The 13,415-nt window shown below is 76.6% G+C and carries 10 protein-coding genes; 6 read left to right on the top strand and 4 right to left on the bottom strand.

The window, feature by feature from the left end; translation table 11 throughout:
- Window positions 1-56: 56 nt before the first annotated feature.
- The 3 genes from OG373_RS02405 to OG373_RS02395 are packed head-to-tail and all read left to right on the top strand — an operon-like array spanning window position 57 to window position 6,963.
- Window positions 57-1,214, top strand: a complete 1,158-nt coding sequence (locus tag OG373_RS02405; RefSeq protein ID WP_405435439.1) for an AAA family ATPase — start codon at window positions 57-59, stop codon at window positions 1,212-1,214.
- Window positions 1,211-5,053 (top strand): vWA domain-containing protein, encoded by a 3,843-nt coding sequence (locus OG373_RS02400; protein WP_405435437.1) that lies wholly within the window; start codon window positions 1,211-1,213, stop codon window positions 5,051-5,053. The genes OG373_RS02405 and OG373_RS02400 overlap by 4 nt, the downstream gene beginning before the upstream one ends.
- Entirely contained in the window at window positions 5,050-6,963 is a 1,914-nt protein-coding gene (locus tag OG373_RS02395; protein WP_405435436.1) for a hypothetical protein, read from the top strand. The genes OG373_RS02400 and OG373_RS02395 overlap by 4 nt, the downstream gene beginning before the upstream one ends.
- 46 nt (window positions 6,964-7,009) lie before the next feature.
- Here the strand turns inward: OG373_RS02395 and OG373_RS02390 are convergent, their stop codons facing one another.
- The gene (locus tag OG373_RS02390) at window positions 7,010-7,486 is read right to left on the bottom strand and encodes an HAD domain-containing protein (RefSeq protein ID WP_405435434.1); all 477 of its coding nucleotides are present in this window, start codon (window positions 7,484-7,486) and stop codon (window positions 7,010-7,012) included.
- A 24-nt stretch (window positions 7,487-7,510) separates the two neighbouring features.
- On the opposite strand from OG373_RS02390, the gene OG373_RS02385 reads away from it, so the two are divergent.
- Together OG373_RS02385 and OG373_RS02380 are read left to right on the top strand one after the other, a co-directional pair.
- Entirely contained in the window at window positions 7,511-8,230 is a 720-nt protein-coding gene (locus OG373_RS02385; RefSeq protein WP_405435433.1) for an MOSC domain-containing protein, read from the top strand.
- A gap of 68 nt (window positions 8,231-8,298) precedes the next feature.
- Window positions 8,299-9,012, top strand: a complete 714-nt coding sequence (locus OG373_RS02380; RefSeq protein WP_405435432.1) for a hypothetical protein — start codon at window positions 8,299-8,301, stop codon at window positions 9,010-9,012.
- On the opposite strand, the gene OG373_RS02375 is transcribed toward OG373_RS02380, so the two are convergent.
- Entirely contained in the window at window positions 8,996-10,621 is a 1,626-nt protein-coding gene (locus tag OG373_RS02375) for a carboxylesterase/lipase family protein (protein ID WP_405435431.1), read from the bottom strand. The two genes, OG373_RS02380 and OG373_RS02375, sit on opposite strands and share 17 nt — an antisense overlap.
- Before the next feature lie 167 nt (window positions 10,622-10,788).
- On the opposite strand from OG373_RS02375, the gene OG373_RS02370 reads away from it, so the two are divergent.
- Window positions 10,789-11,745, top strand: coding sequence for a hypothetical protein (locus OG373_RS02370; protein WP_405435429.1), 957 nt, complete (start codon window positions 10,789-10,791; stop codon window positions 11,743-11,745).
- 75 nt (window positions 11,746-11,820) lie between these two features.
- Here the strand turns inward: OG373_RS02370 and OG373_RS02365 are convergent, their stop codons facing one another.
- Window positions 11,821-12,858, bottom strand: coding sequence for an NAD(P)/FAD-dependent oxidoreductase (locus OG373_RS02365; protein ID WP_405435428.1), 1,038 nt, complete (start codon window positions 12,856-12,858; stop codon window positions 11,821-11,823).
- A complete protein-coding gene (locus OG373_RS02360) occupies window positions 12,855-13,409 on the bottom strand; it encodes an isoprenylcysteine carboxyl methyltransferase family protein (protein ID WP_405443906.1) in 555 nt (184 codons plus the stop codon). The genes OG373_RS02365 and OG373_RS02360 overlap by 4 nt, the downstream gene beginning before the upstream one ends.
- Window positions 13,410-13,415 lie beyond the last annotated feature (6 nt).

The raw sequence follows: 13,415 nt of genomic DNA, 5'->3' as shown, positions 1-13,415 counted from the left end.
CCGTACCTCCGTAACCCCGAACCGACCTTCCGTACACGTTCCAGAGGAAGACCCCGATGACCGTCACCGAAGAAACCGCTCCCGCCGCTCGGCAGGTGCTGCCCGCCGAGGAACGCCACGCCGCCGAGCTCGCCTTCCTCGCCGCCCAGGACCCCGGCCCCCGCCCGCCCGGCTGGGCCCTGACCCCGCGCGCCGTCGTCACCTTCGTCTGCGGCAGCGACGGGGCCGAGCTGGCCCTGCCCAAGCGCCGCGCCGGACTCCCGACCAAGCTGGCCATCGCCCCCAAGTTCGTCGGTGAACGCGCCCTCGTGGAGCGCTGCGTCGTCACCCTGGCCGGCGAGCGCGGCCTGCTCCTCACCGGCGAGCCCGGTACCGCCAAGTCGATGCTGTCCGAGCTGCTGGCGGCCGCTGTCAGCGGTACCAGCGCCCTCACGGTGCAGGGCACGGCCGGTACCACGGAGGATGCTTTCCGCTACGGCTGGAACTACGCGCTGCTGCTCGCCCAGGGGCCCACCTCGCACGCCCTGGTCGACTCCCCGGTGCTCTCCGCCATGCGCACCGGGCGCGTCGTCCGCGTCGAGGAGATCACCCGCTGCCTCCCCGAGGTGCAGGACGCGCTCGTGTCGATCCTGTCCGACCGGCGGATCAGCGTGCCCGAACTGACCGCCACCGAGGACGCGGTGGTCGCCGCGGCCCCCGGTTTCACCGTCATCGCCACCGCCAACCTGCGCGACCGGGGCGTCTCCGAGATGTCCGCCGCCCTCAAGCGGCGCTTCAACTTCGAGACGGTCGCCCCGATCGCCGACGCGGACGCCGAGGCCACGCTGATCCGCCGCCAGGCGGTCGCCGCCGTCCAGCGGGCCGGAGCCGCCTTCGGGGTGGACGACGCCGTGCTCGACGCCCTCGTCACCGTCTTCCGCGACCTGCGCTCCGGACGTTCCGCCGAGGGCTGGGACGTGGAGCGCCCCGGTACGGTCATGTCCACCGCCGAAGCCGTCCAGGTGGCGGCCTCGCTCGGGGTCGCCGCCGCGTACCTGCCGGGCGGGGACGTACTGGACCTGCTGCCGGGGCACCTGCTGGGCGTCGTGCGCAAGGACGACCCGGCCGACCACGGACGGCTGCTGGGGTACTGGGACGGCCCGGTCCGGCGCCGTGCCGAGGACGGTTCACCGATGTGGCGCCGCCTCTGGGACCTGCGCGGGAGCCTGCGTTGACGCACACCGAACCGCACACCGATCGGCACACCGATCCGCGCGCCGAGGTCGACGCCCTCGCCGCGGCGCGTGAGCCGTACCTCATCGGCGTGCGCCACCACAGCCCCGCGCTGGCCGCGGTGGTACCGGCCCTGCTGGACGCCTCGGGCGCCGACGTGGTGTGCGTCGAGCTCCCGGCGGAGTTCCAGCCCTGGCTGGAGCACCTCGCCGACCCGGAGACGCACGCCCCGGTCGCCCTCGCGGGCACCGGGGAGGACGGCCGCCTCGCGTTCTACCCGTTCGCGGACTTCTCCCCGGAGCTGGCCGCGATCCGCTGGGCCCGCCGGTCCGGCGCGGCCGTCATCTGCTGCGATCTCCCCCTGGCGGACCGCGGCTGGACCGACCCGGCCGCGACGCCGCCGCAGGGCCATGCCGCGGCACAGTCCCCGGCCGGCGCTCCGGCCCGGGCGACGGCCTCGGCCTCGGGCCAGGTCCTGGACCCGGAGCGGGGCACGGACCCCGCCACGGATCCTGCCGGTGGGCCGTTCGCAGGGCCGCGGCCCGGTGGGTCCTTCGCGGACGCTCTCACCGCCGCCGGCACGGGCCGGGACGGCGACGACCTCTGGGACCGGGCCGTCGAGGTCCTCGCACCGGGGTGCGCACCGGAAGCCGTACGGCGTGCGGCGCTCGGCGTCGGCTGGGCACTGCGCGCGGACACGAGCGCCGTCCCGGCGACGGACCTGGCCCGCGAGGCCCACATGAGGAACGTGATCGCAGGCGCGGTGGCCGCGGGCCACCGCGTGGCCGCGGTGATCGGCGCGTTCCACGCCCCGGTCCTCCCGGGCAGGGACGCCGGCAGTTCTCCGGCCACGACCCACGACTCGGGCCACCGCTCTGGCCCCGATGCCGATGCCGGCTCCGGCCTCGGCCCCGCCCTCGACCTCGGCGCCGCACACGGCCGCAGCTCCGGCTCCGGTTCCGGAGTCGGGCCGGGCACGTCCGTCGGGCCGGACCCGGTCGGGCCGAGGGGCGTGCCGGGGCCGCGGGACGGTGGGAAGGGCGGGTCCGGGGGGACGGCCGTGGACATGGCGGCGGCCGTCACCTCCTTCGTGCCGTACTCCTTCGACCTGCTCGACTCCCGCTCCGGCTACCCCGCCGGGATCCGCGATCCCCGCTGGCAGCAGGCCGTCCTCGAAGCCGGCGGCGACCCCGGCCGGGTGCGTGAGGCCGCCTCCGTGGCCGTCACCGGGGTCTGCCGGGAGCTGCGCCGCGCCGGGCACACCGCGGGCACCGGCGAGGCCGCCGAGACCCTGCGGCTCGCCTGCGACCTCGCCGCCCTGCGGGAGCTGCCCGCGCCCGGCCGCGGTGAACTCCTCGAGGCCGTCACCACCGTCCTCGGCCAGGGCGAACCGCTCGGCCGGGGCCGGGCGCTGGCCCGCGCCCTCGAGGCCGTGCTCGTCGGCACCGCCCGCGGGCGGATCACCCCGCACGCCCCGCGCTCCGGCCTCGGCCCCTCCGTCGAGACCGAACTCGCCGCGCTGCGGCTGCCGTCCCCCGAGGACCCCGCGCCCCGCGAGATCCGCCTCGACCCGCTCCGCTCCGCCCTCGACGGGCGCCGTGAGGTCCTGCTGCAACGGCTCCTCGTGTGCGGCGCCTCCTACGGCGAGCCCCTCACCGTCGCCGCCACCGGCGACGGCACCGCCCTCGGCACCAAGTGGCGGCTCTCCTGGACGCCCTCCGTCCCGGCCCGGCTGGATCTCGCCGGGGTGCGCGGAGTCACCGCCGCGCAGGCGGCCGCCGGAACGCTGCGCGAGACCGCCGCCGAGGGCGGGCCGACCCCGGCGCAGATCCTTGCCGGGCTGGCCGCCGCCGCGCGGTGCGATCTGCCCGAACTGGTCGACGTACGCCTCCACGAGGCGGCCACCGCCCTGCCGCAGACGGCGACCCTGACCGAACTGCTCGACGCCCTCGACCTCCTGGAGGCTCTCCACCGCGGTCACCTGCCCGGCACCTCCGCCGAGTCCCGGGCGACCGCCGCCGCCCTCGCCGGTGACCTCCTCGAAGCGGCCGTGCGCTGCCTGCCCGGTCTGGCCGGGAGCGAGGACCCCGCCGACGCGGCCGCCCTCGTGGCCCTCGCAGACCGGGCCGCCGCCCACCACCTGGGCCTGCGCACCGACGACGCCCTCGCCGACCTCGCCGCCACCGCGGCGCCGATGATGCAGGGCGCGGCCCTGGCCGTACGGGTCCTGCTCGACCTCGACCCGGCAGCCGAGCTCGGTGGCCGTGCCGCCGGATGGATCGACAGCGCGGGCACCGCAGACAGCCGCCGCACCCTGACCCGGCGGCTCGGGGGACTCCTGACGGCCGCCGGGCCCCTGTTGCAGTCCTCCCCGGCCGCTCTCACCCCGCTGCTCGACCGCGTCGAGCACCTCGCCGACCAGGACTTCCTCGACCGGCTCCCCGCCCTGCGCGGGGGCTTCGACGCCCTCTCGCCCGCCGCCCGCGACCGGCTGCTGGACACCGTCACCGAACGGCTCGGCGACCGCATCGACCTCGCGCTCGACGCGTCACCCGCCCTGCTCGCCCTCTGGGCCGCCGCCGACGCGGCCGGACTCGCCGCCCTCAAGGCCCTCCCGCTGCCGGGCACCCCGCCCGGGCCGGACACGCCGACCGCGACCGCGCCGTCGGCCCCGGAAGCCCCCACCGTCCCCAGCGGGCGGGCCCCCCGGGCCGACGGCCCGCGACTCGCCCCGGCCGACCGCTGGCGGCTGCTGCTCGGCCGCGAACGCGACCGGCTCCCCGCGGGCGCCCGCCGCTACGCCCACGCGCTGGACGAGCTCTACGGCGCCGGGCGCGGCGAAGGCGCCTTCGACCTCGGCCAGGGCGGGGGCCGGGGCGGCGGCCAGGAAGCCTCCTTCCCCACCGCCCGGGAGTGGTCGCAGGAGCTGGAGGCACTGTTCGGCGCCGACGTACGGGAGGAGGTGCTGGCGGGCGCGGCCGAAGCGGGCCGCACCGATGTGCTCACCCAGCTCGATCCGGCGGCCGTACGGCCCTCGGTGGAACTGCTGAGCTCCGTACTCTCCCTCGCCGGCGGCATGCCGGAGGCCCAACTCGCCCGGCTGCGCCCCCTGGTGCGCAGGCTCGTGGACGAACTGGCCAAGGAACTCGCCACCCGGCTGCGCCCGGCCCTGTCCGGACTGGCCACCCCGCGCCCCACCCGCCGCCCCGGCGGCAGGCTGGACCTGGCCCGCACCCTGCGCGCCAACCTCGCGCACACCCGGCGCCGGGCCGACGGCAGCGTGGTCGTGGTCCCGGAGCGGCCCGTCTTCAGCACCCGGGCGAGCCGCGAGGCCGACTGGCGGCTGATCCTGGTCGTCGACGTCTCCGGCTCTATGGAGGCCTCCGTCATCTGGTCGGCCCTGACCGCGGCCGTGCTGGGTGGCGTACCGACCCTGTCCACCCACTTCCTCGCCTTCTCCACCCAGGTCGTGGACCTCACCGACCGGGTCGAGGACCCGCTCTCCCTGCTGCTGGAGGTCCGCGTCGGCGGCGGCACGCACATCGCCGCCGGCCTCGCGCACGCCCGCTCCCTGATCACCGTCCCGAGCCGCACCCTGGTCGTCGTGGTCAGCGACTTCGAGGAGGGCGCGCCGATCGGCGGGCTCCTCGGCGAGGTCCGCGCGCTGGCCGCATCCGGCGCCCACCTGCTGGGCTGTGCCGCGCTCGACGACGAGGGGACGCCCCGGTACTCGGTCCCGGTCGCGCGGCAACTCGTGGCGGCCGGCATGCCCGTGGCCGCCCTCAGTCCCCTCGCCCTCGCCCGCTGGGTGGGCGACCGCCTCCGTGGAGAGTCCCGTTGAGCATCGAGAGCACCGAGAGCACCGAACTGCCGCCCGTCGCACCCGAGGTGCTCGCCGAAGCGGTCGAGAACCTCACCCCCCGCCTGCGCAAGAAGCTGGACGCCGCCACCGAGGGCTGCGCGGCAGGCGCCACCCTCGCGGCCGACGGCACCGTCACGCTCCGCTTCGGCGAGGACGCGCTCGTCACCCTGAGCCCCGGCCCGGCGGGCACGATCACCACGGCGGAACAGGCCACATGCAGTTGCCTGCTGGCGCCGCGTTGCCTGCACCGGGCCGCAGCCCTGGGCGCGGCGCCGCTCGCGGACGCCCCGCCGGAGCCGGTCGCGGCGGCCGAGCCCAACGAGCCCACCGGGTCCGGCGAGCCCACCGCGTCCAGTGGATCCACAGGGTCCACAGGGTCCGGCGCGTCCGCGGAACCGGCCGGACCGGTCGAGCCCGCGGATCCCGTCGAGCCCGCTCCGGCCCTCACCGCGGCCCAGCTGCGCGCCGCCGGCGCCCTGTGGCAGGTGGCCGCCGAAGCCCTCGCCGCCGGAGTCACCGCCGGGGGAGCGGTGGTCCAGGCCGAGCTGCTGCGTGCCGCGCACACCGCCCGCCTCGCCGGGCTGCCGCGCGCCGAAGCGGCCGCCCTACGGGTCGTACGCGGCCTGCGCGCCGCCCGTGAACGCCGGGCCGGCCAGCGGCTCGGCGAGCTCACCGAAGCCGTCCGCGAACTCCTCTACACCGCCGGGATGCTGGCCTCCGGCTCGGCCGACCCCGCGCTGACCGGGACCGCCCGCCGCACCTACGCGCCCGGCGGCAGCCTCCAGGTGCACGGCCTGTGCCGGGAACCGGTGCTCTCCGCCACCGGGTACGGCGGCGTGGTCACCCACCTGCTGGGCCCGGACGGCACCCGCTACTCGGTCTCGGACGTCCGCCCCGGCGGCCTGGCCCGCGCCCGCGGCGCCGGCTCCGCGTCCGTAGCCCTCGGCGGTGCCACCCTCGACCATGCCGGCCTCGCCCGCGGGGGCCTGCGTATCGTCGGCGCGACGGTCTCCGCGGAGGGCAGACTCGGCGCCGGACGGGGTGTCAGGGCGACCCCGCTGCCCGGGATCGCCTGGACCGAGCGGCCCGCGGCGGCGCTCTTCGGCCGCCCGGCGGCCGAGGCCGTCGCCGAGCTGTCGGCCGACCCGGAAGGAGCCGAGACGGCGCTGCTCGGCTGCGACGTCACGGTCGTCGGCGCGGCCGGCGAACACCTCCTCGTCCGCGAGACGCGCCCGGACGGGCCCCTGCTGCGGCTGCTGCCCGCACACCCGCACCCGGAGCTCGCGCACACGGAGAACCTGCGCCGCATCGCCGCCCACCCCGGAGTACAGCTGCGGGTCCTGGGCCGCCCCGACCTGGACCGTACCGCCACGCTCCGCCCCCTGGCCGTCGGCCCGGTACCGGGAGCGGAGTACACGCTGCGGCTGCCCGAGGAATGGCTGGGCCGGGCCGACCTCGGCTACGACCGCCTCCAGGGCATGCACTTCCCGGCGGGAGCGGCCGCCCCCGTACCGCTCCCGGCGGCCGAGGTCCCGGACCCGCTGGCCGACTCCCCGCTGTGGCGGGTGCGCCGCCTCCTGGAGACCGGGGTGGCGGGGGGCCGCCGGGCCCTCGCCGAGGCCGCACGGGGTACGTCGTCCCTGGCGGCCGCCTCGTACGGCCCGCTGCGCCGGGCCGGGCTCACCGCGGCGGCGGACCTGGCCGCCGCTCTGGCCGCCGAGGCCGACCGCCGTCCGCGCGACGTCTTCGGCCGCCTGGCCGACCCCTCGCCGGACGGTTACGCCTGGGCCTGGCTGGCCGCGGCCACCCACCTGGCGGCGGCGGAACGTTCCCTGATCGCCGCCTCCTGGGCGGCCGATCCGAGCGCGGCAACGCCGACGGCCCGTTGAGACCCTGCTCGGCCGGTGGACCCGGTGTCGGCCACCCCGAGCGCAGTCATACCCGAAGCCACGTCCGCAGTACATCGAGATCGGAACCGGTCAGCCCCCGTCCCGGATCGACCCGGTGCAGGAGCGCCCGGTCCGGGTGCCGGTCGGCCACCCAGGTCCGGTCGGCAGCGGTGATCTCGTCGTCGACCCAGATGAAGGGCCGCCCGGCCGCGTGGGCTACGAGGGCGGGGGTCTTCCAGTGGATCCCGCCCCGCCCGTCCTCGTCGGACGGCTCCGGCCAGGCCACCACGGGCAGCTCCGGCAGACCGAGCCGGGGCGCCACGCACTCGTTGGCCTCCGCCATCCACGTGGTGGCCCACACCAACGCGCACGGCAGCGCCGCCAGCCGGGGTCCGAGTGCGGGATCGATCCGGGCGAGCAGGGGATTGGCGTCGTCGCCGCAGGGGTACGGCCCGGCGCCGAAGGGGATCAGGGGGCCGTCGACATCGAGGTAGAGGAGGGGCTGAGGGCGGGAACCGGTCATGAGGCCACCGTAGTCCTGCATGCCATGGGGAAAGATCTTGGTGCGGTGGAGCGGCTCTGGCGGTACCCGATCAAGTCGACCGGCGGTGAACGGCTGCGCAGCGTGTACGTCGACGAGCGCGGCCTCGTCGGCGACCGGCTGTACGCCGTGCGCGACGCGGACGGCAAGCTCGGCTCGGGCAAGAACACCCGGCGCTTCCGACGGATGGACGGTCTGCTCCACCTGGGCTCCCGCTACCCCCGGAACACCCCGGCTCCGGGGCTGCCCGAACTGCTCGACCCGCACGGGAACGTGGTGGCCGACCCCAACGCGTACCTCCGTACCTTCCTCGGCCGTGGCGACGTCGAGCTGGCCCGCGAGGGCGACATCTCGCACTTCGACCAACTGCCGCTCAGCGTCCTCTCCACGGCCACCCTCGACCGGATCCGGCACGAGGTCCCCGACGTGCCCGTGGACGAGCGCCGGTTCCGGCCGAACATCCTCGTACGTACCCCGCCCGGCACCCCGCCGTTCGTCGAGGACACGTGGATCGGGCGCACGGCCCGGGTGGGGGACACCCTCCGCGTCGAATTCCTGCGCTCCAGCGAGCGGTGCGTGATGACCAACCAGGCCCAGCAGGACCTTCCGCACTCGCCGCTGATCCTGAGAGCCATCGCCACGGCGCACGACAACCGGCTCGACGTGCTCGCCAGGATCGTCACACCGGGTACGGCCCGGGTCGGGGACGTCCTCGAACTCGGCTGAGGCAGGACCGGCCGGGAGGTGGAACCCGGGACGCCGCGAGCGCCTCTTGATGGTCGAGGGGGATGCACATGACGAAGACAGTCAGGTCCGTGACCGGGCGGGTGATGGTGGCGGGGCTCCTGTGCGCCGCTCTTGCGGCGTGCGGGACCACCCGTGCGGGCCGGCAGGCCGCGCCGCCCGCGGGCGTGCCCACCGTCGCCCCGGCCGACTGCGGTCCCGACGTGCCGACGGACGAGGGCTCGGGCGGGAACGCCGGTCCGCCGACGGACCAGGAGACCGGCGCGTACGCCGGCCCCCCGACCGACGAGGAGACCGGCGCGTACGCGGGTCCGCCCACCGACGAGGAGACGGGCGGATACGCCGGCCCCCCGACGGACCAGGAGACGGGCGGGTACGCCGGTCCGCCGACCGACGAGGACACCGGTGCCTACGTGGGCCCGCCGACCGACGGCGAGATGGCCAACGGCGGAGGCCCCTGCGGCCCGGCGGACTGGTTCGACATGACCCGGGACTTCACCGCCTACTACCTGCGGCACCGCAGGACATCCGAGAGCGGGTACATGCCCCCCGAGGTGGTCAAGGAGGCCCGCGTCCGCAAGGTGCGCACGGTCGGCGAGGCGCGGATCACCTTCACCACCCGAGACGTGGGCAAGGGCCGCGGTGAAGCCGCCCGCCGGATCGCCGCGGTGTTCACCGCCTGGCGGCACGAGGTCTACGGGGACACGGGCACGGTGACGCTCCAGGTGCCGGACGACGGGGTGATCATCACCGAGTCCTGGTGACCCGGGGCCATCGCGCGTCCCAGAGGGCGCAGTGGTGCTCGGCCCGCGCGTCCACCGTACGGATCCCGTCCGCCCCCGGCGCCAGCGACAGCGCCGACACCGCACTCGGGTCGCGCGGCCACGCGGGGGCCCCCGGCGCCTGCGGAACACCGGTACGGGCGAAGGCGGTCCAGTAGTCCGTCATCCGGTCCGCGAGCCGGCGCTGCGGCTCGGTCAGCGCCGCGATCGTGAACAGATAGGGCAGTTCGAAGCCGTGGGCCGCGCCGAACGGCAGGTCGGGCGGCTCCGGCTGCCCGGTGAAGTCGGGCGCGCCCCGGTCGCTGAACCGGTACGTGTACACCGGCACGTACCGCCCGAGCGCCGCGCCGTCCCGCAACGTGGGGCAGATGAACGACGCGTCGGTCAGTACGGTGGCCCACGCCACCGCCGGGGTCGGGAAGGCCGACACCGGATAGGCAGCCTCCACCGCGCGGGCGGTCGGCCCGTCGAAGGACTGCTCCGTCCGGGCCCGGAAGGCGGCCCGGTCGGGAATCGGGTACGCCGCCAGGGTCTGCGCGAGGAAGAGGCGCACCTCGTCCAGGGTGGTTCCCTGGACCACCGGCACCCGGTGGAACCGGCCCGCCTCCAGCGCCCGCCGGGGCTCCATCGGCAGTACGTCGTTGCCGTAGGAGACCAGCGAGAAGCGCTGCATCAGCTCGGCGGTGGCCAGCGTGCCCGTGTCCAGCCGGCGCAGGCAGTCCAGCGCCCCGCCCGGCCGGTCGCAGCCGAGCCGGGCCGCCGCCAGGGCGCCGTCCGCGACGGTGCGCGGCTCCGGCACGAAGGGCTCGTACGTGCCGAGGCCGGGGAGAAGGGCCCGCGGGGGTGTCGTGGTGGAGCACGATCCGCTCTGCACGATCGCCCGCTGGAACAGGCCCGCCGAGGCCGGCGAGGTGAGGTGCGCGCACACGCCGAGGGCGCCGGCCGATACCCCGAAGACGGTCACGTTGCCCGGGTCCGCGCCGAAGCTCCGCGCGTTCGCCCGCACCCAGCGCAGTGCCGCCCGCTGGTCCGCGAGGGCGAAACCGGGGGCGCCGCCGAGCTCCGGATGGCCGAACAGGCCGAAGACGCCCAGCCGGTAGTTCACCGTGACGACCACGGCGTCACCCCGCACGGCGAGCCGGTCGGGACGGTAGGCGTCGCCCGAGCCGCTGAAGAAGCCGCCGCCGTGGAACCAGACCATGACGGGCCGCGGTCGGCCCCCGGCGGCGCGGCCCGCCGGAGCGGTGACGTTGAGGTACAGGCAGTCCTCGGAGCCGGTCGGCCCGCCCGGCCCCACCGCCGGCAGCTGCACGCAGCGCGCCCCGGCGGCTCCGGCGTCGCGCACGCCCTCCCAGCGGGCCGCCGGCTCCGGCAGCCGCCACCGCAGCCGGCCGGTGGGGGGAGCGGCGAAGGGGATGCCCTCGAAGGTGTCGTACGCGCCGTGCGCGAGGCCCCGTACCGGACCGCGGTCGGTGTCCACGACCGGCCTGCCCGGCCCGGGCGCGGCGCCCATCAGCAGCAACACCACGGGCAGCAACACCACGGGCAGCAGGAGCGCGCAGCGGCGGCGGACCTGGCGAAAGTCGGGCACGGCCGACGCCCTTTCCCCTGGGGCACGGGCGACGACCCCCGTTTGCCCGCCCCGAATGGCGCAGTGAGCGGAATTGGCACTCAATGTAACAAAGCGTGCGCTTCCCATGACGCACGATGACCGGCGCGCGATTGCGTAGACCCGCGCGTCGGCGAACGGAGCTTTCCATGAATGACCCCATCACCCTCGCGGCGAAACACGAAGAAGACCGCCAGGGGACCCCCGACCCCATAGCCCCGGACGAGCCGACCACACCGCCCATGCGGACCCTGCTGGAGACGGCGGCCACCTGCCGTCCGGTCGAGGAGGTCACCGCACTCGTGAGCCTCCTCAAGGAGGGTGGCCCGCTGCCCGACGCCGGGCACGACGCCCTGCGCACGGCCGCGGTGACCCGGCCCGTACAGGACGTACGACGCATGGTCGCCCTGCTGGGCGAGTCGCCGCAGGAGGTGGCCGAGGCGGCCCTCACGCTGCGCGCCGCCGCCGTCGGGCGGTCCATCGAGGACGTCGCCCTGCTCGTGAGCATCCTCGGCAAGGAGGACGAGGCCCAGGCCGAGCGGCAGCGCGTCGCCGAGCCCGCCGGCCCGGCCTCCCCGTACGCCGCCGCGCCCCCTGCGCCGCCCGTGGAGCCCCGCGAGGAGCCGTACGTGCCCCCGTACGCGCAGCTGTACGACGCCCCGTACCAGGAGCCGCCCCGGCGCACCGCCGCCGTCGACCCACCCGCTGCTGCGGCCTCCCGTGACCGGGCGCTGCGGCACGTCCTGCGCTGGCCCGTGGCGGTCGCCCTGCTGGTGAGCGGCGCGCTGCACCTGCCGTACGACCTGACGGCCCTGCAGTCCGCGGCGCCCCTCGACTACCTGACCCTTCTCGTCACCGTGCTCTGCCTGGTGACCGGCGCGCTGGTCGCGCTCCGGGACACCGCAGCGGTGTGGCGGGCGGGCGCGGCCACGGCCCTCGGCGTCGTCGCCCTGCACGTGCTCGGCGGGTCACTGAAGTACGACCCGCTGGCGGGCGCGGTCGGCGGCACCCTGGCCTGGGCGGGTGTCACCGTCATGCTGTGCGCGGCGGGCGGCGCGGTGCTCGCCGGCCTGGCCCTGAGGAACCACCGGGAGCGCCCGGCCTGACCGACCGTCCGACCTCACCCCGGCGGCACCCCGCGCCTCGTGCGCGGGGTGCCGTTGCGTGCGCGCTCGCCGCGCTCACGCGAGCAGGTTCACCGCCCCCGTGAACAGGCGGGGGAGCCGGGCGGCCACCGGGACGATCCGTGGCGCGAGCCGCGGCTGGTGCCGGGCCCACAGGAGGGACGCGGTGAGGGTGCGGTAGCTGCGCGTCAGGTCCCGCCAGGCCTGCTCGTAGGCCTGCGGACGCCCTGCCCGTACGCACCGCACCAGCTCGCCCGCGGCCGTCACGGCGAGGGTGAGCCCCTCACCGGTCAGCGCGTCCACGTACCCGGCCGCGTCCCCCACGAACAGCACGCGCCCCGCCACCCGTACACGGGCCCCCTGGCGCAGCGGACCGGCCCCGCGCACCGCGGCCGGTGCGCCCGCCGCCCCCGCTGCGGCCAGCCGCGCCGACAGCAGCGGGAAGCGGGCCAGTTGTACGTCGAAGGGCGCCTGGTCGCAGGTCAGCACGGCCACGCCGATCCGGTCGGGCGCCAGCGGGGTGACGTAGGCCTCGCACCGCGCCGACCAGTGCACCTCGACGAGGTCGCTCCACGGCTCGACGGGGTAGTGACGGCGCAGCCCGTAGCGGGCCCGGCGGCGGGGCGCGAGCGGTGCCGACAGGCCGAGCCCGCGCCGGACGGGGGAATGCAGCCCGTCCGCCGCGACGAGGTAGCGGGCGGTGAGCCCGGCGGCGGCGACCCCGTGGCCGTCCTGGCGTACCTGGCCGACGCGCCCGGGGAGCACCCGTACGCCGAGCTGCGCGGCGCGTTCGGCCAGCGCGGCCTGCAGCTCCGTGCGCCGGGCGCCGAGGCCCGGGCCGGATCGGAAGAGCCCCTCGGCGTGGCGGCCGGTCTCCCCGTCGACGTAGCGGATGCCGCGGAACGGTTGCCCGGCCACGGGGATCCCGAGGTCGCGGAGGCGGCGTACGCCCCCCGGCATCAGGCCCTCGCCGCAGGCCTTGTCGATGGGAGTGGGCCGCGGCTCGACGACGACCACCTCCAGGCCGGCGAGCGCGCCGTGGATGGCGGTGGCCAGCCCGGCCGGACCGCCGCCCGCGATCAGCAGGTCGATCACGAGGCGGCGCCGGCCGAGGGGACGGAGGCGGGTGCCCGCAGCCGGCCGCCGTCGGTCAGGGCGGCGTCCTCGCAGCCGATCCGTACGCGCAGCAGCATCAGGTTGAGCACGGTGAAGCCGAGGGCGGTCAGCCATGCGCTGTGCACCAGCGGCAGCGCGACGCCCTCCGCGACCACCGCCACGTAGTTGGGGTGGCGCAGCAGCCGGTACGGTCCCGCCGCCACCAGCGGCAGCCCGGGAACGACGAGCACCCGGGTGTTCCAGCGCTGCCCCAGCGTGGCGATGCACCACCAGCGCAGGCCCTGGGCGGCCACGACGACGGCGAGGGCGGACCAGCCGAGCAGCGGGACGAACGGCCTTCCGGCCGCCCAGGGTTCCACCGCACAGCCCACCAGCAGCGCGGTGTGCAGGGCGACCATCACCGGGTAGTGGCCGCGCCCGTACTCGCGGCCGCCGCGGGCCAGGCTCCAGGCGGTGTGGCGACGGGCCGTGATCAGCTCGGCGAGCCGTTCGGCGGCGACGAGGCAGATGAGCAGCATGTACAGGGTCATGGAAGT

Source organism: Streptomyces avidinii (genome assembly GCF_045161815.1).
Lineage (GTDB): Bacteria > Actinomycetota > Actinomycetes > Streptomycetales > Streptomycetaceae > Streptomyces > Streptomyces avidinii.
This window is presented reverse-complemented; position numbering and strand designations above follow the sequence as displayed.

Bases quoted from the DNA above. Each gene is read 5' to 3' on its own strand.
- OG373_RS02405 (WP_405435439.1), top strand. From the start codon at position 57: ATGACCGTCACCGAAGAAACCGCTCCCGCCGCTCGGCAGGTGCTGCCC.
- OG373_RS02390 (WP_405435434.1), bottom strand. From the start codon at position 7,486: ATGACCGGTTCCCGCCCTCAGCCCCTCCTCTACCTCGATGTCGACGGC.
- OG373_RS02385 (WP_405435433.1), top strand. From the start codon at position 7,511: ATGGGGAAAGATCTTGGTGCGGTGGAGCGGCTCTGGCGGTACCCGATC.
- OG373_RS02380 (WP_405435432.1), top strand. From the start codon at position 8,299: ATGACGAAGACAGTCAGGTCCGTGACCGGGCGGGTGATGGTGGCGGGG.
- OG373_RS02370 (WP_405435429.1), top strand. From the start codon at position 10,789: ATGAATGACCCCATCACCCTCGCGGCGAAACACGAAGAAGACCGCCAG.
- OG373_RS02360 (WP_405443906.1), bottom strand. From the start codon at position 13,409: ATGACCCTGTACATGCTGCTCATCTGCCTCGTCGCCGCCGAACGGCTC.